19 protein-coding genes are annotated in these 20,702 nt (G+C 65.3%); 4 read left to right on the forward strand and 15 right to left on the reverse strand.

All coding sequences use genetic code 11. The features are described 5' to 3' along the window. Nucleotides 1-44: 44 nt before the first annotated feature. Nucleotides 45-668: a TIGR03085 family metal-binding protein gene (locus CH276_RS17440; protein WP_032397881.1), complete on the reverse strand. Its 624-nt coding sequence runs from the start codon at nucleotides 666-668 to the stop codon at nucleotides 45-47. 79 nt (nucleotides 669-747) lie between these two features. On the opposite strand from CH276_RS17440, the gene CH276_RS17445 reads away from it, so the two are divergent. Then, on the forward strand, nucleotides 748-1,527 hold the full coding sequence (locus tag CH276_RS17445; RefSeq protein WP_094631732.1) for a sulfite exporter TauE/SafE family protein: 780 nt from the start codon (nucleotides 748-750) through the stop codon (nucleotides 1,525-1,527). A gap of 31 nt (nucleotides 1,528-1,558) precedes the next feature. Here CH276_RS17445 and CH276_RS17450 read toward each other — a convergent pair whose 3' ends face one another. The 3 genes from CH276_RS17450 to thyX form a co-directional block, all read right to left on the reverse strand. Further along, entirely contained in the window at nucleotides 1,559-3,313 is a 1,755-nt protein-coding gene (locus CH276_RS17450; protein WP_094631819.1) for a ribonuclease J, read from the reverse strand. Between the two features lie 107 nt (nucleotides 3,314-3,420). Further along, on the reverse strand, nucleotides 3,421-4,329 hold the full coding sequence (gene dapA / locus CH276_RS17455) for a 4-hydroxy-tetrahydrodipicolinate synthase (protein ID WP_027496818.1): 909 nt from the start codon (nucleotides 4,327-4,329) through the stop codon (nucleotides 3,421-3,423). 100 nt (nucleotides 4,330-4,429) lie between these two features. Beyond that, a complete protein-coding gene (gene thyX / locus CH276_RS17460) occupies nucleotides 4,430-5,182 on the reverse strand; it encodes an FAD-dependent thymidylate synthase (RefSeq protein WP_094631733.1) in 753 nt (250 codons plus the stop codon). Between the two features lie 140 nt (nucleotides 5,183-5,322). Here thyX and CH276_RS17465 point away from each other — a divergent pair, with 140 nt between their 5' ends. Continuing rightward, a complete protein-coding gene (locus CH276_RS17465; RefSeq protein ID WP_094631734.1) occupies nucleotides 5,323-5,802 on the forward strand; it encodes a hypothetical protein in 480 nt (159 codons plus the stop codon). Nucleotides 5,803-5,829: 27 nt separating this feature from the next. Here CH276_RS17465 and zwf read toward each other — a convergent pair whose 3' ends face one another. The 4 genes from zwf to CH276_RS17480 all read right to left on the reverse strand — a co-directional run bounded on the left by zwf (nucleotide 5,830) and on the right by CH276_RS17480 (nucleotide 10,069). After that, complete coding sequence (gene zwf / locus CH276_RS17470; protein ID WP_032398392.1) at nucleotides 5,830-7,284, reverse strand: glucose-6-phosphate dehydrogenase; 1,455 nt, start codon at nucleotides 7,282-7,284, stop codon at nucleotides 5,830-5,832. Between the two features lie 66 nt (nucleotides 7,285-7,350). After that, nucleotides 7,351-8,559: a winged helix-turn-helix domain-containing protein gene (locus CH276_RS17475; protein WP_094631735.1), complete on the reverse strand. Its 1,209-nt coding sequence runs from the start codon at nucleotides 8,557-8,559 to the stop codon at nucleotides 7,351-7,353. A 35-nt stretch (nucleotides 8,560-8,594) separates the two neighbouring features. Then, nucleotides 8,595-8,711, reverse strand: a complete 117-nt coding sequence (locus tag CH276_RS29370) for an MFS transporter small subunit (protein WP_441344239.1) — start codon at nucleotides 8,709-8,711, stop codon at nucleotides 8,595-8,597. Then, nucleotides 8,708-10,069, reverse strand: coding sequence for an OFA family MFS transporter (locus CH276_RS17480; protein WP_032397875.1), 1,362 nt, complete (start codon nucleotides 10,067-10,069; stop codon nucleotides 8,708-8,710). Before CH276_RS17480 ends, CH276_RS29370 begins: the two co-directional genes overlap by 4 nt. A 97-nt stretch (nucleotides 10,070-10,166) precedes the next feature. On the opposite strand from CH276_RS17480, the gene CH276_RS17485 reads away from it, so the two are divergent. Beyond that, on the forward strand, nucleotides 10,167-10,649 hold the full coding sequence (locus tag CH276_RS17485) for a hypothetical protein (protein ID WP_254924382.1): 483 nt from the start codon (nucleotides 10,167-10,169) through the stop codon (nucleotides 10,647-10,649). Nucleotides 10,650-10,766: 117 nt separating this feature from the next. Here the strand turns inward: CH276_RS17485 and CH276_RS17490 are convergent, their stop codons facing one another. Genes CH276_RS17490 through dapB form a run of 3 tightly spaced genes read right to left on the reverse strand, consistent with a single transcriptional unit; the run spans nucleotide 10,767 to nucleotide 12,454 of the window. Further along, nucleotides 10,767-11,219, reverse strand: a complete 453-nt coding sequence (locus CH276_RS17490; RefSeq protein ID WP_032397874.1) for a flavodoxin family protein — start codon at nucleotides 11,217-11,219, stop codon at nucleotides 10,767-10,769. Between the two features lie 6 nt (nucleotides 11,220-11,225). Further along, nucleotides 11,226-11,645, reverse strand: coding sequence for a hypothetical protein (locus CH276_RS17495; RefSeq protein ID WP_052050479.1), 420 nt, complete (start codon nucleotides 11,643-11,645; stop codon nucleotides 11,226-11,228). Nucleotides 11,646-11,695: 50 nt separating this feature from the next. Then, nucleotides 11,696-12,454 (reverse strand): 4-hydroxy-tetrahydrodipicolinate reductase, encoded by a 759-nt coding sequence (gene dapB / locus CH276_RS17500; RefSeq protein ID WP_032397872.1) that lies wholly within the window; start codon nucleotides 12,452-12,454, stop codon nucleotides 11,696-11,698. Between the two features lie 91 nt (nucleotides 12,455-12,545). Between dapB and CH276_RS17505 the strand changes: the two genes are divergently transcribed. Further along, the gene (locus CH276_RS17505) at nucleotides 12,546-13,334 is read left to right on the forward strand and encodes an ABC transporter ATP-binding protein (RefSeq protein ID WP_094631736.1); all 789 of its coding nucleotides are present in this window, start codon (nucleotides 12,546-12,548) and stop codon (nucleotides 13,332-13,334) included. Between the two features lie 3 nt (nucleotides 13,335-13,337). Here the strand turns inward: CH276_RS17505 and CH276_RS17510 are convergent, their stop codons facing one another. From CH276_RS17510 to CH276_RS17525, 4 genes are all read right to left on the reverse strand, one after another. Next, complete coding sequence (locus CH276_RS17510; protein WP_094631737.1) at nucleotides 13,338-14,444, reverse strand: alcohol dehydrogenase catalytic domain-containing protein; 1,107 nt, start codon at nucleotides 14,442-14,444, stop codon at nucleotides 13,338-13,340. Between the two features lie 83 nt (nucleotides 14,445-14,527). Then, nucleotides 14,528-17,206, reverse strand: a complete 2,679-nt coding sequence (locus CH276_RS17515; protein WP_254924383.1) for an MGH1-like glycoside hydrolase domain-containing protein — start codon at nucleotides 17,204-17,206, stop codon at nucleotides 14,528-14,530. Between the two features lie 24 nt (nucleotides 17,207-17,230). After that, entirely contained in the window at nucleotides 17,231-19,153 is a 1,923-nt protein-coding gene (locus CH276_RS17520; protein WP_094631738.1) for a putative nucleotidyltransferase substrate binding domain-containing protein, read from the reverse strand. After that, complete coding sequence (locus CH276_RS17525; protein ID WP_094631739.1) at nucleotides 19,143-20,690, reverse strand: GMC family oxidoreductase; 1,548 nt, start codon at nucleotides 20,688-20,690, stop codon at nucleotides 19,143-19,145. The genes CH276_RS17520 and CH276_RS17525 overlap by 11 nt, the downstream gene beginning before the upstream one ends. Nucleotides 20,691-20,702: the final 12 nt, after the last annotated feature.

A 20,702-nucleotide genomic window follows, 5' to 3' on the forward strand; every position in this document is an offset into this window, starting at 1 on the left:
CGTCGAAACCATCCGCAACACCAGTAACAGCGGAGCCGAATGTGTCAGAAGCTCAGATCGAGTGCCTTCACGACAGCGACATCGTCGGCCGAACCCTCGTACAGAACCTCGATCCGGTCGCGTCCGAATGCGTAGAGCAACAGTTCCGACGGCTCCCCCACCACGGTCACGCCGGGGCCGGACCCGCCCTTGAACGTCGCCCGTCGCCCATCGGGTGTGCGTACGTGAACCGGTACGGGTGACGAGCGATGACCACCCCGACCCACCAAACGGACCTGCGTCCACAGTCGGGTCTCCACGGCGGTGGGCAACACTCGCCGAGTCCAATTCTCGCCTGCCCGGCGCAGATCCTCGTGATGAACGAACATCTCACCGAGGTTGATCAACGGGTCCAGCAGTGCGAACGGTGACCACATGGGCGGCCCGGTCCGAACGTCCTCCACCACGGCGGCGAACGGCTTGTTCGCCACGGATCGCTGAACCCGCGCCGTGTACCCCGCGAGCGGAGACAGAAATATGCCCGGCGAGGCGTCCAGGCGTCGCTCCCGAACGACGAGATGCGCCGCCAGATCGGCCGCTGTCCACTCACCGCACAGCGTCGGCGCATCGGGACCCACGTCGAGAAGGGTCTGGACCAGTTGGGAACGTTCATCCTGGGCAAGGCTCACGTGCTCCAGGCTACGGCCAGACGGAACCAGCGGCATCCTGCCGCGGGATACCACCCTTTGCCTGGGTAACCTCCCAACAGTGCCGGTATCGGAAATTCTCGTCATCCTGCTCGCCGGGTTCGGAGCCGGAGCCATCAACGCCGTCGTCGGCTCCGGGACGTTGATCACGTTTCCGACGTTGGTCGCATTCGGCTATCCCCCGGTGGTTGCCACCATGTCCAATGCGGTGGGACTGGTCGCGGGAAGTGTCTCGGGTACGTGGGGCTATCGCCGCGAGCTGCGCGGACAGTGGCATCGACTGCGATGGCAGTTGCCTGCCTCGTTCTTCGGAGCACTCGGCGGGGCCTGGCTGCTGCTGCACCTGCCCGAAACGGTGTTCGCCGCGGTGGTTCCGGTGTTGCTCATCGGCGCGCTGATCCTCGTTGTCGCACAACCGAGAATCCAGGCCTGGGCGAAGCGTCGATCGGAGGCCGCGGGCAAGGCCGCGAACCACATCGGTCGCACCAGGATGGCGTTGGTCACCGGAGGCACTCTGCTGGTCGGCATCTACGGCGGCTATTTCACTGCCGCACAGGGAATTCTGCTCATCGGAGTGATGGGGGCACTGCTCCCCGAAACCATGCAGCGGATGAACGCCGCCAAGAATCTGTTGTCACTGGTCGTCAATGTCGTTGCGGCGGTGACGTACACGATCTTTCGATTCGACGACATCAGTTGGCAGGCAGCTGGACTGATCGCGGTCGGCTCTCTGATCGGTGGAGCCGTCGGAGCACGCTACGGCCGCCGGCTCTCGCCGGCGGCCCTGCGTAGTGCCATCGTCGTTCTCGGTCTGATCGGACTCTGGCGACTGCTCGTCTAGCCGATCGCGTCCAGTTCGGCTGCGGGCGTGCCTAGTTCGACTGCGGCTGCGGCTTGACCGCGATGATCGTCGGAACGATCATCGGCTTGCGGCGATACTTGTCCGCCACCCACCGACCGACCACGCGGCGCACGGCCTGCGCGATGCGATGCGTATCGGACACGTTGTCGGAGGCCAACCGCTGCAACTCCGACTCGACGAGTTGACCGGCCTCCTTGAGTGCGGCCGGATCGTCGGAGAATCCGCGACCGGACACCTCGGGTGCGGTCACCGCACGTCCGGTGGCCGAGTCGACGGCAACGCTGATCGCGATGAATCCGCCCTCGCCCAGTACCAATCGATCGGAGAGCGTCGAATCGCCGACGTCACCGACCGAGAGGCCGTCGACGTACACATGCCCCACGGGCACCTGTCCGACGATCTCGGCGAGACCGTCGACCATGTCGACCACCACGCCGTCCTCGGCCAGCACCACGCGTTCCTCGGGGACACCCGTCGCCTTGGCCAGCGCCGCGTTGGCGCGCAGGTGACGCCACTCGCCGTGTACCGGCATGGCATTGGTGGGCCGCACCGCGTTGTAGAGGTACAGCAGCTCGCCCGCCGAGGCATGGCCCGAGACGTGAACCTTCGCATTCTGCTGCGTCACGACGGTCGCACCCCGCTTGGCGAGGCCGTTGACCACTGCGAACACCGAGTTCTCGTTACCCGGAATCAGCGAGGACGCCAGCACCACGAGGTCGTTCGCCTTGACGTTGATCTGGCGGTGCTCGCCGCGAGCCATCCGGGACAGCGCCGACAACGGCTCGCCCTGCGAGCCGGTGGAGATGAGCACCAACCGGTCGTCGGGAAGTGTTGCGGCCGTGTCGACATTGACCTCGAGGCCGTCGGGCACACGCAGGTAACCGAGGTCCTGAGCGATCTGCATGTTGCGGACCATCGACCGCCCGACGAATGCCACTCGGCGGTTGTACCGCTCGGCGACGTCGATGACCTGCTGGATGCGGTGCACGTGACTGGCGAACGACGCGACGATGACGCGCTGCTTCGCCTTGCCGATGACGGTGTCGAGCACTCCGCCGATCTCACGTTCCGGGGTGACGAAGCCGGGCACCTCGGCATTGGTGGAGTCGACCAGAAACAGGTCGACGCCCTCGTCGCCGAGCCGTGAGAAGCCGGCCAGGTCGGTCAGGCGACCGTCGAGCGGCAGCTGATCGAGCTTGATGTCACCGGTGTGCAGCACCAGACCGGCGTCGGTCCTGATGGCGATGGCAAGCGCATCAGGAATCGAGTGGTTCACCGCGAAGTACTCGCAGTCGAACGGACCGTGCTGGGTGTGCTGGCCCTCGATGACCTCGACGAGGTTGGGACGCAAGCGATGCTCACGGCACTTGGCCGCGACGAGTGCGAGGGTGAACTTGGATCCGACGACGGGCAGGTCGGGACGCAGACGCAGCAGGAACGGCACTGCTCCGATGTGGTCCTCGTGACCGTGCGTCAGGACCACTGCCTCGACGTCGGCCATGCGATTCTCGATGTGGCGGAAGTCGGGCAGGATCAGGTCGACGCCGGGCTGCTGGTCCTCGGGAAAGAGCACGCCACAGTCGATGATCAGCATCTTTCCCTGATGCTCGAACACCGTCATGTTGCGACCGATTTCTCCGATGCCGCCGAGTGCGACCACCCGAAGGCCCTTGAACGGGGCCTTCGGCGGTGTCCCGAGGCGCTCCGTCGGATCGAACTCACGACGCTTGTCGGGACGCTGAGTGCGCGCAGAGTTCTGCACCATCGGCTTGCCCTGGCGGGATCCTGCCGGTTGGCCCTGCTTCGGGGCCGGACGCTCGGAGGGAGGTCCGGCGTTTCGGGTTGCGCGTCCGCGCGATCGGTTCGGTCGTGTCATACAAGAACTCCTGCCGCCCGCAGCTCTGCTGCGAGCAATTCGATGTGGTCGATGCTCGGTGGCACCTGGGGAAGTCGTGGTTCGCCGACATCGAGTCCGATGAGGCGAAGTCCGGCCTTCGATGCGCTGACGCCGCCGAGGCGCGCGACCGAACGGATGACCGGGATGAGGCTGACGTTGATCGCCTGTGCGCGTGCGATGTCGCCCATCATGAAAGCGGTGTGCAGCTCACGCAGACGCGCCGGAACGAGGTGGCCGATGACGCTGACGAAGCCGGTGGCACCCACCGAGAGCCAGGGCAGGTTGAGCGGGTCGTCGCCGGAGTAGAACTGCAATCCGGTCGACGCGATCAGTTCGGCACCGGCGTTCAGATCGCCCTTGGCGTCCTTGACCGCGAGGATCCGGGGATGCTCGGCCAGCCGACGCAGTGTCTCGGTCTCGATGGGAACGACCGATCGCGGCGGAATGTCGTAGAGCATCACGGGCAGGTCGGTGGCATTCGCGACCGCGGTGAAGTGCGCGTACAGACCGGCCTGCGGTGGCCGCGAGTAGTACGGGGTGACGACCAGAAGACCGTGCGCGCCTGCGCGAGCGGCATCACGAGCGAGTTCGACGCTGTGCGCGGTGTCGTTGCTGCCTGCCCCGGCGATGATGCGAGCCCGATGGCCGACCGCGGCGATCACCGCACGGAGAAGTTCGAGCTTCTCGTTCTCGGTGGTGGTGGGCGACTCGCCCGTCGTGCCGGCCAGAACCAATCCGTCGTTGCCTTGCTCGACGAGGTGGTGTGCCAGCCGAACGCCTGCATCGATGTCCAACTTACCGTCCGCTGTGAACGGGGTCACCATGGCGGTGAGCACCGTACCGAACACAGGCGCAACGGAAGGAGCGGCGTCACCGTAGGTCATGGCAGCAGATTACCCGGTGCTTTGCCCACTCTCGCGCAGCGGGACTCCCCGCCGACACCGCCGGTGCATACCCGGTCTTCGAGGCAACCGAACCTCGTCGTCAGACCTCGGTCACGAACGGGCTGCGGGCGACTTCCGTGCCGTCCGGCAGCGTCGAGATCTCGAAGTCACCGAAAACGTCCGGAGCCACGTCCACGAGCTTACGCAGACATTCCACGGCAACACGTCGAATTTCCACGTCCGCATGTTCGGAGGCTCGCATCGACACGAAATGTCGCCATGCGCGGTAGTTTCCGCTCACCACGACCCTCGTCTCGGTCGCATTCGGCAACACCGACCGGGCCGCCTGACGCGCCTGCTTACCTCGCAGCGCGGCGTTGGTGACCGATTCCAGCTTTCCTTCGAGCGCACCGAGCAGTTCGGTGTAGGCCGCCCGGCTGGCCTCGGTAGCCGAGGCGAACAGCGCCTCGAGTTCGGGATCGCCTTCGACTGCGGGCGGAAGAACCACGTTGGCGTCGTGCTCGGGAACGAATCGCTGCGAGAGCTGCGAGTAGGAGAAGTGCCGGTGCCGAATCAGCTCGTGCGTGCACGATCGTGAGATTCCGGTGATGTAGAAGCTCACGCTCGCGTGTTCGAGAACCGAGAGGTGTCCGACGTCGAGCAGATGCCGCAGGTACGACGCGTTGGTCGCGGTCCGGGGATTGGGCTTGGACCAGCTCTGATAGCAGGCCCGGCCGGCGAACTCGACCAGCGCCTGTCCCCCGTCCGCGTCGGTTTCCCAGGGGATGTCGACGGGCGGAACGAACTCGGTTCGGGCGACCAGTTGCACTCTCAACGCAACCGTCCGCGGCACAGCTCTACCTTCGTTTTCTGCTGACACCGCACAACCCTAAACTCGGCACCGATGCCCGGCGAGCGATGGCGTCACTGCGCGGAAACGTGACGCCACCAGCACTCCTTGACCGACGTCATTCATGGCGTCACACTGGCGTCATGGAACTGGACAAGTACACCGCGTCACTGCGCACGGATCTACTCGCGGCGGCCGCCCTGGGAGACGAGCACACCCGACAGACAGCGGAGGCTCTCGGAAAGACGGCCGAAGCGTCGGCCAGATTGATGCTGCTCACCGCGCTGTCCGACTTCGCGGCCGAGGTCTCGAACGATCTGGACGGACATACGGTCACCGTTCGTCTCGACGGCACGCAGGCGCACGCCGATGTTCGACGCGACAGCCCGGTGCCCGGTCTGCACGAGGGCGATCCGGCGGAGCCCGTCACCGAGGACTACCCCACCATGGACGATGTGTCCGGTGAGGTGCGACGGGTCACGCTGCGACTGGTCGAGCAGATCAAGGAACGTGCCGAGGACGCCGCGAACAACAGCGGAGTGTCGCTCAATTCGTGGTTGTCGCAAGCAGTTCAGGGCGCACTGCGCGATCAGATGCGCAAGGAACGCGGCTGGAACAACTGAGCCCAGGAGTTCGAGCGAGCGCTGGCCCTACTTCTTCTCGCGCCACTCCCGCTCGAACGGCAACCGCCACGCGTGTGGGGCGATGAGTTGATGGATTGCGTTGGGACCCCACGACCCTGGTGCGTACAGACGAACCGGGGGCGGATCGGCGAGCAGCGGCTCCGACACCTGCCACAGCCGCTCGATGCCCTCGGCCGTGGTGAACAGCGTGTGGTCGCCGTACATGGCGTCGAGAATGAGCCGTTCGTACGCCTCGAGGACGTCGCCGACCCGCTCGGTTTCCTGGATGGCGAACTGCATGCTGAGTTTGTCCAGACGCATACCGGGTCCTGGACGCTTGCCGTAGAACGACAGTGACACCTTCGAGGCGTCCGCGAGGTCGAAGGTCAGGTGGTCGGGACCTTGCGCACCCACGCCCGAGCCGGCCGGGAACATGCTCTTCGGTGGTTCCCTGAACGCGATCGAGATGATGCGCTGCCCCTCGGCGAGGCGTTTGCCGCTGCGCAGGTAGAAGGGCACTCCGGCCCAGCGCCAATTGTCGATCTCGCACTTGAGGGCCACGAAGGTGTCGGTGTCGGAGTCGGCGGCCACACCCTCCTCCGAGCGATAGCCCGTGTACTGGCCCCGGACAACGTTTTTCGGGTCGAGCGGCATCATGGACCGGAAGACCTTGTTCTTCTCCTCGCTGATGGCGCGGGGTTCGAGCGCCGTCGGCGGTTCCATCGCCATGAATGCCAGCACCTGGAACAGGTGGGTGACCACCATGTCCTTGTACGCGCCGGTGGATTCGTAGAACCCGGCTCGTCCGTCGAGGGCGAGCTTCTCCGGGATGTCGATCTGGACGTGATCGATGAAGTTGCGATTCCAGATCGGCTCGAACAACCCGTTGGCGAAGCGGAAGGCCAGGATGTTCTGCGCGGGTTCCTTGCCGAGAAAGTGATCGATCCGGAAGATCTGATCCTCGTCGAACGTCTCGTGAACCCGAGCGTTCAGGGCGATCGCACTCTCGAGGTCTGTGCCGAACGGCTTCTCCATGATGATTCGGGAGCGCTTGACCAGATCTGCCGACGCGAGCGTATCCACCACTGCCAGAGCAGCTCTCGGCGGAACGGACAGGTAGTGGAGCCGTTTGGCGCTTCCTCCGAGTTCGATCTCGGCCTCGGCCACGGCCTCCCCCAGCGCCGCCGGTCCTGCCTTCTGCGACACGTAGGTCAGTCGCGAGGCGAAACGACTCCACTGCTCGTCGCCGACTTTGCGGCTCGAGTAGGTGTTGATCGATTCGCGAGCGAGAGCGCGGAATTCGTCGGTCGACATCTCTTCGAGCGAGGTTCCGACAACCCGGATGTTCGGCGCGAGATCGGACAGCGCCAGATGCATCATCCCGGACAGCAGTTTTCGCTTGGCCAGGTCTCCTGTCGCCCCGAACAGGACGACGACCTGGGGTGGGAGTTCCGTGGCGGTGTCCGACCGGCGTGAAGTCACGGTTCGAATAGTGGCACCGATTCTGCCCGAGTGCACTTCGGCGGGACCCGACCCAGCCGACGAAGGTCAACGCAATGCGGCGACGAGGTCTCCCCGGTCACCCACCACCACGCGTTCGAGTTCGAGCCAATCCGCCATCTCCCGCAGCACCTCTCGCAGTCGAGGCGCGATGTCGCCCGCGTTGCGGTCGCCTTCGACGAAGGCCGCGACCACGTGCAGCTCGGACCGCGCTCGCACTGCCTTGAGATCGAGTCGGGCCACCAGATGCCCGTCCAGCAGAAAGGGAAACACGTAGTAGCCGTGAACTCGCTTGTGCTGTGGGGTGTATATCTCGATTCGATAGTGGAAGTCGAAGATTCGCTGGACCCGCGGCCGGTAGAAGATCATCGGATCGAACGGGCACAGCAGAGCGGCAGCGGTGGCCGTTCGCGGTGTCCTGGCCTCGCGGTGCAGGAATGCCGGTGCGTTCCAGCCTCGGACGGTCACCTGTTCGAGCACACCGTCCTCGACGAGTTCGGCGATCGCCGCCTTGGCCTGCTTCTGCGAGAGTCGGTAGTAATCCCTCAGATCCGGCTCGGTGGCGACTCCCAGTGCCCGCGAGGACTTCTCGATCAGTGCACGTACCGCGACCGGTTCGTCGACGCGCCTGCGCAGAACGTCGTCCGGGATCACCCGCTCGCTGAGCTCGTACCGGCGCACGAAACCCGTCCGGGCCGGCACGGTCACCACGCCCGCCGCGAACAGCTGTTCGCAGACGACCTTGACGTCACTGCGATCCCACCACGGCCCCTTGCGACCGGGTGTGTCCACCTCGAGGTGCTTCTCGATCTCACCTGCGCTGGCCGCACCGTTGTCGCCGATCACCGCGAGGACGTCGTCGGCGAGAGTCGGTTCACGGTCGAGAATGTGGGCAGCTCCGCCCCACCGCCCGTGTCGATACAGCTCCATTCGCCACCGCATCAGCGCCCAGTCCTCGACGGGTAGCAGCGCGGCCTCGTGTGCCCAGTACTCCACCAATCGACGGGGCCGACGAGCGGTGTCGGTCCATGCGGCGTCGTCGACGATCGAGCGGTCGTACACGCCGACGCGGCTGAACACCGGTGCATAGTGCGCACGAACCACCACCGACACCGAGTCGATCTGCAGCAACCCGGTGGTGTCGATCGCCGCGTGCACCGCGGCCCTGCTCGCCGGCCGAGTACGCGACCGCCTCGACGCCAGCCCCTGGGCGGCCAGGGCCGTGCGACGGGCGGCGGCGGCACTCAACTCCTGCATCGGGCCAGCCTGTCACGGCCCACCGACACGTCGAATCAGGTACTGAACAGATTCGCCGCCTTGAGGATCAATTCGTACAGTCCGTAGGCGAACGGCACGCCGACCCACGCCCATGCGACCGCCATCGTGACCTGCCTCTGTACGCCGCTCATGCTTTCACTCCCGTAGTGGCTGCAGAACCCGCGTGATCGGATTCGTGGTACTTGGAGGCGACCGGTTTGATCGCCTCGTTGGCCAGGAAGCCGACCACCAGCAGGCCGATCATCACGTAGAACGCCGGCAGGTATCGGCCGGTGGTCCCCGGCTCACCCGCGTCGGCGATGGCGTTGACGATCAGTGGCCCCAACACACCGGCCACCGACCATGCGGTGAGCAGTCGTCCGTGGATCGCGCCGACCTGGTACGTACCGAAGAGGTCCTTGAGATAGGCCGGAACCGTCGCGAAACCCGCACCGTAGAACGAGAGAATCAACAGAGCCGAGACCATGAACAGGATCTTGTTGGTGTTGGTGAACAGCGCGATGTACAGGTACAGCAACGCTCCGACACCGAGATACATCCGGTAGATGTTCTTGCGACCGACCACATCGGAGACCGAGGACCAGACGAACCGCCCGATCATGTTGGTCAGGGAAAGGAACGCGACGAAACCGGCGGCTGCGGCAGCAAGGGATTCGGGCGAGGTCGCGTCGGGAAAGAAGTCCTGATAGATGCCCGATCCGCGTTCGAGAATGCCGATTCCGGCAGTGACGTTGAAGCACAACACAACCCACAGCAGCCAGAACTGCGGAGTCTTCACTGCGTTCGCGGCGGAGACGTTGTGCGTCGAGATCATCGACGACGACGCGGGCGGGGTCCAGCCTGCCGGCTTCCATCCCTCGGCCGGCACTCTGATGAGCACGACACCGAGAGCCATGAACACCGCGTATCCGACGCCCAGCGTGAGGAACGTCTTGGCGATGGAACCGTCGGTGAAGCCGCCGAAGTTGACCATCAGCTGGCTGGTGAGCGGAGACGCGATGAGTGCGCCGCCGCCGAAGCCCATGATCGCGATTCCCGTGGCCATACCCGGCCGGTCGGGGAACCATTTCATCAGCGTCGAGACAGGTGAGATGTAGCCGATTCCGAGGCCGATGCCGCCGACGAATCCGTAGCCGAAGATCACCAGCCAGAACTGTCCGAGGGCCATGCCGAGCGCGGACAGCAACAGTCCGGAGACGAAGAAGACCAGGGAGACGGCCATGGCCCACCGTGGACCGTTCTTCTCGACGCGGGTTCCGAAGATCGCCGCGGACAGGCCGAGCATGACGATGGCGAGCTGGAACGGAATGGCGGTGACGGTTCCGCTGAGTCCGAGCGCGTCGGGCTGCGAGATGGCGTTCTTGAACACGCTCCAGGCGTAGGCGGACCCGATCGCGAGGTGAATCGACAGGGCCGCCGGGGGTATCAACCAGCGACTCCACTCGGGTGTGGCGACGATTCTGGACCGGTCGAGAATGGGGAGGGTCATCGAAATCCCTTGGAATAGAAAGTGGTACAAACTTGTACGAGCCCTAGCAGTCAAACACGGGCACCACCCCGGCTGCTCACAATCAGGAATAGTTTCTGTGCCGAAGTCACTATCGGCTCCGGGTATCTTCGAGAAAGTGGATATCGAACGGTGGCGCAGTCGCCTGCCCGTCAAACGGGCCTCCGACGGCGAAGTGATCGGATGGACCGTCGCGCACGAATCGAATACGCGGGACGAGTACGACGAGGGCTATCTCGTCGATGCCGTCAATCCTGTCGGGGTCACCGTGGCTCGGGGCGTTCCGATCGAGCGCGCAATCGAGCACCTGGAGGATCGGGGGCTGGCATCGCTGTCGGCGCCGCACTGGACGAAGGCCCCGCTACCACTCGAGCCGGAGACGGACCTGTCCGCACCGCATGACGATTGGCCCTGGCGGCGGGTGCTGATGACACAACTCGACGACAACCGGGTGTGGATCAGGCCCGCGTATCCGAGCTGGCCGGAGCGGCTGCTCGAGATTCCGCTGCAGATTCCTGCCGACGAGATTCTGCGTGCCGACTCCCCCGACAATTCCGACTGAATTCGGTGGCGACCCGGGACGGACCTGATGGCGTCGGCCGTCGCAGGTGTCGGACGGACCGTCGTAGTTCTCGGGGCGCGCGAGTCAACGTGGAAGCCCGTCGGGAAACCGCCACCGTCAGTCGGACAGCCCCGCCGCGACGGTTCCGCCCAATTCGTAGCAGCGTTCACGTGCGGGCTTGCCGCTCTCGGCAATGTGTACGGTCCCGAAGACCTTCTCGAGGCCCCAACCCGACGCGATCTTCTCGATGGCCCGTCCGGCACCCACGGTGTCGTCGTTGCCGTGAACCCAAGCGGCGTAGGGCTTTCCGGCAACGGCACCGAGGCACGGGTAGTACACGGTGTCGAAGAAGTGTTTCAGCGCCCCACTCATGTACCCGAAGTTCGCCGGCGTTCCGAAGAGAAATCCGTCGGCACCGAGGACATCCGGAACGGTCGCACCGAGAGCAGGCACACTGCGAACGTCAACGCCGGTGATCTCGGGGTCGTGTGTGCCGTCGAGCACTGCCTCGAGCAGCTCACGTGTGAGCGGGCTCGGGGTGTGATGAACGACCAGCAGGGTGCGCGGCATCGACGGTCAGTTCTCGTTCCGTTCGAGTGCCACGGCGCGCTTCATCGTCTCGCGGGCCCGCCCGCGGTCACCGGCGTAATCGTAGGCACGAGCCAACCGGTACGAGTTGCGCCAGTTGTCCGGATCCTTCTCCCACTCGGTCTTGATCCGTTGGAACAACTCGTCTGCGGCATCACGTTCGATGCGTCCCGACGGTCTGCGCGGAAGGTCCGAGACGTCGAGTTCGAGGCCTTCCTCGTGAATGCGCGATGCCAGCCTCTGATGGTCGAAACCGGCTTTCAAGGTGGCCCACACGATCCACAACCCGAGTATCGGCAGCAGCAGGACCCCGATCCCCAGGGAGATGCTCGCCACACCACCGTTCTGGATCAGCGTCACACCGCGCTGACCGAGCAGGAAGAAGTAGAAGCCGAGGATCAGCACCATCACCGTGATGATGGCGAGCACCTTCGTCGTCTTGTTCACCGTCGATCAGCTCACAGATCCAGCAGCGGATCGAGCCCGACGGTCAACCCCGGTCGTCCGGCGATCTCGCGGACTCCCAGAAGGACTCCGGGCGCGAAGGACGTTCGGTCGAGCGAATCGTGCCTGATGCTCAGCGTCTCCCCCTGCGTGCCGAGCAGAACCTCTTGGTGCGCAACGAGTCCCGCGAGCCGGATCGAGTGCACCCGCACGCCGTCCACGTCGGCACCACGTGCGCCGTCGAGTTCGGTGGTCGTCGCATCGGGGCTCGTCGGAGTTCCTGCGGCGGCGCGTGCCTCGGCGATCAGCGCGGCAGTGCGATACGCCGTGCCCGACGGCGCATCGGCCTTGTTGGGGTGGTGCAGTTCGATCACCTCGACGGAGTCGAAGAACCGCGCTGCCTGCTGCGCGAATCGCATCGACAGCACCGCACCGATGGCGAAGTTGGGCGCGATCAGCACACCCGTCTGCGGCGATCCCGCCAGCCATTCGCGAACCTGCTCGAGCCGCCGGTCGTCGAAACCGGTGGTACCGACCACAGCATGGATGCCCTGCTCGATCAGAAACTGCAGGTTGTCCATCACCACGTCGGGATGGGTGAAATCGACGACCACCTGGGCGTTCGCGTCGACGAAATTCGCCAGCGGATCACCCTGGTCGACGGTCGCCACGAGCTCGAGATCGTCGGCCGCCTCGACGGCGGCACAGATTGCCTGACCGACCTTGCCGCGTGACCCCAGTACCCCTACTCGAACAGGTGCCGTTGCACTCACGTCGTACCCACACTCGTTTCGTCGTCTTGTCGGTTGTACCGACCTCAGAGCCTACTTCTCCGCGATCCGCACCGGCAGCTACGGTCGTCCGGTGCCATCCAGCGTCCTGTTCGCCGACCGAGTCGATTTCGTGCGCGGCGGCCGATACCTGCTCAGCGACGCCACGATACGGGTCGAGGAGGGCGAGCACTGGGTGTTGCTCGGTGCGAACGGCGCAGGTAAGAGCACTCTGCTCAGCTTGCTCGGTGCCGTGGTGCATCCCACGCACGGTTCCGTGCACGTTCTCGGTCATCGCCTCGGCCGGGTGGACATGCGCGAATTGCGGACGCGCATCGGCCACGTCGATCCCCGTCTGACGGTCGAGGCTCCGCTGACTCTGTTCCAGGTGGTGCTGACCGGCCTGACCAACACTCCCGACCTGATCCCGAGATGGTCGGCCACCGAGGACCAGATCGCCCGTGCCCATCGGTTGATCGGTTCCCTCGGCGTCGCCCATCGCACCGAGGCATCGTGGCACACGCTCTCCCAGGGAGAACGTGGCCGAGCGCTCATCGCGCGCGCCCTGCTCCCCGACCCCGCAGTGCTGTTGCTCGACGAGCCCGCCACCGGACTCGATCTCGCTGCCCGCGAACAACTCCTCGGTGCGCTCGACTCGTTGCGGGCCGAGCACCCGAGCCTGGCGAGCATTCTGGTGACGCACCACCTCGAAGAGATCCCCGTCTCGACCACCCACGCCCTGCTCATCCGCAACGGAAAGGTGTTGGCGCAGGGAGCCGTCGACGCGGTGCTGACCACCGCAAACATCAGTGAGTGTTTCGACCATCCCATCGAGATCTCGACGCAGCGCGGCCGGTGGGTCGCGACCGCCGCCAACAGCTGATGCTCAGTCGAAGACGATGACCTGACGGATCGCGTTGCCGTCGGCCAATTCGTCCATGCCGCGGTTGATCTCGTCCAACGTGATTCTCGAGGAGATCAGCTTCTCGACGGGAAGCCGTCCCTCACGCCACATCTGGGCATAGGTCGGGATATCGCGCGCCGGCACGGCGGAGCCCAGGTAGCTGCCGATGATCGTGCGCGCCTCGGCCACCAGGCCCAGCGGCGAGATGGACGAGCGGGCGTCGGGCGACGGGAGACCGACGGTGATGGTCTTGCCGCCGGGAGCCGTTGCAGCGACGGCAGTTTCGAAGGCTCGGGCGTTGCCTGCCGCCTCGATCACGATATCGGCCTTGATTCCCTTCTCGGCGAGCTCGGCCGGTGAATAGACCTGCGTTGCGCCCAGATCGGTTGCGGTGGAGAGCTTGTCCGGGACTCCGTCGACTCCGATCACCTCGCCTGCACCCAGCGATACGGCTGTCAGAACGGCGGCCATGCCGACTCCGCCGAGACCCACCACCATCACCGATTGACCGGGCTTCGGAGTTCCGGCGTTGAGCACCGCGCCACCGCCGGTCAGTACCGCACAACCGAGAACTGCGGCGATATCAGCCGGGATGTCGTCCTCGACCGGCACCACGGACTTTCGGCTCACCACCGCATGGGTGGCGAATCCGGAGACTCCGAGGTGGTGTTTGACCTCTTCCCCGTCACGGTGCAACTTGATGCCGCCGCCGAGCAGGGTCCCGGCATTGTTCGACGCGCTACCGGTGATGCACGGCATCTGACCGTCGGTGGCGCACCCGGCACACTCGCCGCAGCGCGGCAGGAACGTCATGACGACGCGGGTACCGATCGCGATGTCGTCGACGCCCGGTCCGACTTCCTCGACTCGGCCTGCGGCCTCGTGGCCGAGCAGCATCGGGACCGGACGAACTCGATTGCCGTCGACCACCGACAGGTCCGAGTGGCACAGCCCCGCGGCTTCGATTCTGATCAGCAGTTCGCCGTCGCCCGGCGAACCGAGCTCAAGGTCCGAGACGGTGATGGGATGCGAGTCCGCGAAGGGACGAGATCGGCCGATTTCTTCGAGTACTGCGCCGCGAATCTTCATCCCGCCAGACTATGCGGCTCCGCCGCATGTGCGTGGAACTTCGTAGCCCACTACGAAGTTCCACTCACATGGGCCGCAGGCCCTCAGAGCGGCAGACGCGGCCTGAGCAGGTGCGCCACCAGCGCTGTCCACCCGGTTTGGTGGGTTGCCCCGAGTCCCTCGCCGGTGTCTCCGTCGAAGTACTCGTTGAAACTGGGATGCTCGGACCACAACGGGTCGGCACTGGACTCGATGCGATCGCCGTCCGCGGGCCGCTTGCCGTCCACCGGCCGGAACAGTCCGGCGAGACCGTTGTCGATCAGATCGGCGGCGTCGGTGAGGGTGCGGTGGTTGCCCGAGCCGGTGGGGATCTCGATGGTGAACGAGTCGCCGTAGTACCGGCCGTACGCGCGCAGCTTGTCGGCAAGCAGTACGTTCACCGGGAACCACACCGGTCCACGCCAATTCGAGTTACCACCGAACATTCCGGTACGCGACTCCCCCGGCTCGTATTCGATGGACAGGCTTCGCCCGTCGACGTCGAAGGTCACCGGCTCGCGATACGAGGCCGACAGCGATCGAATTCCGAACTGCGACAGGAATTCCTCGGAATCGAACATCCGCGAGAGGATGCGCTTGAGACGCTCGGGCTGGACGAGCGTGAGCAGCATCCGCACCTCGCCGCCCTCACGCCGAGCCAGCAGTGGGCTGACCATCTCCGGCCGTCGACGCTGAACCCAACGCAGACGGGCGGTGAGGTCGGGGCATTCCTCCTCGACCCACGGCGGGATCTCGGTGGCCCCGAGGATGGGCAGCAGGCCGACCATCGATCGCACCCGCATCGGAACCGCATCGCCCTGAGGTTGGACGAGAACGTCGTAGAAGAAGCCGTCTTCCTCGTGCCAGAGCGAAATATGCTGCGAACCGAACGAATTGACGGCTTTCGCGATCGAGAGGAAGTGCGAGAAGAACTTGGTCGCGACGTCGTCCCAGGCGCTGTCGTGCCGCGCGAGCTCGAGTGCGATCTTGAACATCTGCTGGCAGTAGAACGCCATCCAACTGGTCGCGTCGGACTGCTCGAGTCGGAAGCCGGGAGGCAGTGGTGCAGATCGGTTGAACAGTCCGATGTTGTCCATGCCGAGGAATCCGCCCTCGAAGATGTTCGAGCCCTCGGAGTCCTTGCGGTTGACCCACCACGCGAAGTTGAGCAGCAGCTTGGTGAACACCCGCACCAGGAATTCGCGATCCCGGTAGCCGTCGATGCGATAGACGTGCCACGCCGCCCACGCGTGCACGGGTGGGTTGACATCACCGAACTCCCATTCGTACGCAGGCAGTTGACCGTTGGGGTGCATCGCCCATTCCCGGCACATGAGCACCAACTGTTCCTTGGCGAAATCGGCGTCCACGTGCGCCAACGGAATCGCGTGGAAGGCCAGGTCCCAGGCCGCGAACCACGGATACTCCCACTCGTCGGGCATCGAGATCACATCGGCCAATGCCAGGTGACGCCAGTGCGCGTTGCGCCCACCCGGGTCCTGCCGCGAGTCCGGTGCCGGAGCTCCGACCTTGTCGCCCTCGATCCACTCCTCGACGTCGTATCGATAGAGCTGCTTGGTCCACAACAGGCCGGCGTACGCGCGCCGTGCCACGTGCCGGTCGACATCGGTGAGATCGGCACCGATCACGGCACCGTAGAACTCGTCCGCCTCGACCTGGCGATCGACGTTGACGGCATCGAATCCGGCCCCGAACGTCTGCTCGTCCGGGCGGTTGGGCGAGAGCCGCAGCCTGACCGATTCCGTTGCACCCGGGGCGATGTCGTCGAAGCGATACCAGAACGCAGCCTTCGTTCCCGTCTGCTCGGGGTTGACCGCATCGAGTTCCCCGGCGACGACTCGGCGGCCGATGCCGTCCTTGGGGTAGGACGAGATGTTCTCCTGCCCCCACAGGGCTTCGGCATTGGTTTCGTTGTCGCAGAACAGAACTGCCGGCGTGCCTTCGGCACTGAGGTAGTACCGACCGAGAAATCCGTGATCGACGGCGATCGCTTCGAGTCCACCGGCCATCAGGTCCGGCGGGCTCAGCTGCGCCAGTGTTCCGCCCCGCTCGTCGCGTCCCCAGGACCAGGTGTTGCGCAACCACAGGTGCGGCAACAGGTCGACCGATGCCGCCTCGGGGCCGTGGTTGGTGATCGAGATGGTGATGCAGATGTCGTCGGGCGAGGCCTTGGCGTACGTGACCTGGACGTCGAAGAATCTGTTCTCGTCGAGGATGCCGGTGTCGGCCAGCTCGTACTCGCGGTCGTCACGTCCGCGTCGAGCGTTCTCTTCTCGCAGGTGGGCGTAGGGGTACTCCGCGTGCGGGTAGCGATAGAGCCACTGCATCCAACTGTGCGTCGGTGTTCCGTCGACGGCCCAGAAGTACTCCTTGACGTCTTCGCCGTGATTTCCTTCTTCGTTGGCCAGGCCGAACAGACGTTCCTTCAGGATCGGGTCCTTGCGGTTCCACAGAGCGAACGAGAAGTTGAGGAATCCGAAGCGGTCGCAGATTCCGCCGATCCCGTCCTCGCCCCAGCGGTAGGCCCGCTTGTGTGCCTGGTCGAACGGGAACGACGCCCAGGCGTTCCCGTCTTCGGAGTAGTCCTCGCGCACTGTGCCCCACTGTCGTCCCGCCAGATACGGACCCCACTGGCGCCACGGTCCGCTGACTCCGGGCGATTCGGCCAACCGATTGTGTTCGACGGTGGACGGGGTGGGAACGCTCACGGGATTGGTGGTCACGGCACACAGTCTGGTCGTTGGCGGTCATCGATGCACGCCGACGTTGGCCGCGAGGTAGCCGACGCGGCGTTGTACCGCGGCGATCTCGCGGATGCCGTCGGTCAGCAGGCTTCGTTCGAGCGGCGACAGATCGGCCATGATCAGCACGTCGCCGGGGCGGTGGCCCGCTGTGATCTGGTCGATCTGATGCGACAGTCGGAGCCGTTGCAGCAGCGCGAACACCTCGGACAGCGCAGTGACATCACGTTCGGAGAGCATGCCGTTACCCGACGCCGCCGCGAGTCGCGCCGGCGTTGAGGCCGAGGCCATGCCGACCGACAGCCCACCCCAGCGAGCGAGGTTGACGATGGGCGTCAGCGCGTGGGCCTTGAGATCGAACGTCCCGCCGCGCCGAGCCAGGACGTCGCGTAGCGATCGCAGCCGGGCGCGGCCGGCGAGCGCATCACGCAGCTGCAACCGCAGTGCGTCGGGGTGATCGACCAGCAGTCGGCGGTAGGCCTCGGGCACGGTGTGCAGTTCTCTCGGGCCCCACACCACTCTGCCGTCGATCATCAGCGAGGACATGATCAGGCCGGAGTCCTCTGCCGGATTGCCACGTTGGCCGAAGGGGTTGCTGAGCCAGTGCGCCGCGGCGCGTTCCCACTGACCGGCCGAGCGTGCGAATCGAGGTGAGCTCGCGACCGCGCCGTTGGTGTCCGACGGTAGCCCGGCACCGTCGAGGCTCTCGTGCACACGGGCGGCCAAGTCCATCAACGCCTCGTCGCGGGTTCTCTGCACCGCGTTCGCTTTCCCTCGGACCTCGGGGTCGGCGGTGGTGTCCGCCCAGCTCAGCGCACTGTCGACGTCCGAGGAGGGCATGGCTTCTCGACGCGCCACGCTGCCGAGAGTGATCCAGGCGAATCGGTCACGCGGCACGTCCGGACGTGCAGTCCATTCGATCTCGACGGCACGGCGGACGATGCTGTCCACCACGACGGAGAGGATCGCGCTGACCGCCATCGCATCGGTTCCGCCCTGGAACAGATCCACCACCAGTCGGGGCACGAGCCTGCCTGCGTCGGCGAGTTCGGCGGAGGTCGACGCCGACGCCACCGCTCGGCGCACCACGAAACTGCGTCGAGTCGAGGCAGCGTGCAGATCGGAATCCTCGACGACACCGAGAACCTCGCCCCGATCGGACACCACGGGCATGTGCCGCAGCCCCAGTTCGAGCATGTCCATCAGCACGGTGCCGGCCAGCCGGTCCGCCGTGACGGTCTCGGCGGGTGCCGTCATCACCTGCTCTATCGGAGTATCGACTCCAATCCCGGCGGCCACCACACGAATTCGGAGGTCTCGGTCGGTGAATATGCCATGGCGCGAGCCACGCAGCGGAACCAGAACGTACGAGCTGCCCTGATCGGTCATGTGCCGGACGGCGTCTCGAACGGTGGTGCCGACGGGTACGAACACCGCTGGGGCGGAAAGCAATTCACCGACGGTGCGGCCGGCGCTACCCTCGACCGGTCCCCCACGGTATGCAGACGACGAATTGACGGCATCGGCCAGGAACGCCAGACCGGTGGGCGTTGCGAACAACGGCCGAACCAGTGCACCGGGCAACTGCAGGACGACACTCGGTTCGAGTGCCCGCGCTCGGAATTCGACAGTTCCACCGGACAGCAGAGCCGAGAATCCGAAGACTCCACCTTCACCGATGGTGTCGATCGGCACCTCGGTGGGAGAGGTCGCGTCGGGGTGCATGATCACCACGCGCCCGGTATGCACCACCCATACGGTGTCGGTATCGGTCGAGACGTCCATCCGGCTAGGGTCCACAACCCATGCGCCACTGCCGTACTCGCGTTCGACGGCCGCCGCGGCCACCTCGGCCAGCACAGCCGGTGGCGCGCCCTGAAACGGTGGATGCGCGCCGAGGAAATCGGCCAGCTCCGATCTATCCGCCACGGATCAGGTCGGCGCATCTCTCCGCCATGGTCATCACCGTGATGTTGGGATTGACGTACGGCAGCTTCGGCATCGCCGACGCGTCGACCACGCGCAGGTGCGAGACTCCCTTGACTCGTAATTCCGGATCCAGCACGGCCATGGTGTCGTCCACCGAGCCCATCCGCGCCGTGCCCGCCGGGTGATAGACCGTGTTGTGGGTCTTGTGCACGTAGTCGAGCAGGTCGTCGTCGGTGACGGCCTCGGGCCCTGGGGCGAGTTCGCGCTCGATCCATTCCGAGAGTGGACCGTGCGCGGCGATGTCGCGCGCCAGCTTCAGTCCGGCCAGCATCACCGCGTCGTCGTGGCCGTCGGCATCGGTGAAGTAGCGCGGGTCCACTTTGGCACGGTCACGAAAATCTCTGCTGCGCAGACGAACAGTGCCGCGCGAGCGCCCCTGCGTCACGTTCGGAGTCAGGCAGAATCCGTTGTCGGTGGTCGGGTAGCCCCAGCGGAGGGTGTTCATGTCGAACGGCACACTGCCGTAATGCATCATCACGTCCGGGTAGTTCAGCGAGTCGTCGGTCTGCGCGAACACCCCGATCTCCCACCACTGCGAGGACGTGGTGACCATCGGCTTGCTCGCCTCCCAGAACACCAGACCTTCGACGTGGTCGTCGAGGTTCTCACCCACACCGGGAGAATCGACTCGCACCGTGATTCCCATCTCGCGCAGTTGGGCTGCCGGTCCGATTCCCGAGAGCATCAACAACTTCGGCGTGTCGATGGCCCCGGCGGTCACGATGACCTCGCGCCGTGCGGAGACGGTGTCGTAGCCCGTCAGGTCGGGGCGCTGGTATCGCACACCCGTCGCGGTCAGCGATTCGTCGATCAGAATCTCGCTGATCCAGCAGTCGGTGCGCACCTCGAGGTTCGGCCGTGAGCCGATGATCGGGTGCAGGTACGCATGCGAGGTCGACATGCGTGAGCCGTCTTCTCCCGCATTGATCTGAAACCAACCGGCACCGTTGAGTACAGGCGTTCCGCGGTTGAATGCGACCGTGGGAAGACCTATCCCGGCGGCCGATTCGAGTACTGCGGCACCGCACGGATCGTTCGGCGGCACGTCGCGGATTCGCACGGGGCCGTCGTGTCCGCGGCCCGTGTCGTTGTTCTCCACGCGCGCGACGTACGGCAGGATGTCCGACGCGCCCCACCCCGTCGCACCGGCCGCCGCCCAATCGTCGAGGGTTTCCGCAGGTGGGTGGAACGCGATGCAGGAGTTGTGCGAGGAGCAGCCACCGAGCACTTTCGCGCGCGCGTGCCGCATGAAGCTGTTGCCGCGCTCCTGCGGCTCGACGGGATAGTCCCAGTCGTAGCCGGAGTCGAGCAGGTGCATCCACTCCACCAGTTCGAGAATCGCCTTGTCGCCGACGTCGGTCGGCCCTGCTTCGACGAGGCAGACACTGACGGAGGGGTCCTCGCTCAGACGTGCCGCGAGGACGCACCCCGCCGTCCCGCCACCTGCGACGACGTAATCGAACTGGGTGTCTGTCACTGCACGCTCCTT

The sequence above is a fragment of the Rhodococcus sp. 06-470-2 genome, from assembly GCF_002258235.1.
Taxonomy (GTDB): Bacteria; Actinomycetota; Actinomycetes; order Mycobacteriales; family Mycobacteriaceae; genus Rhodococcoides.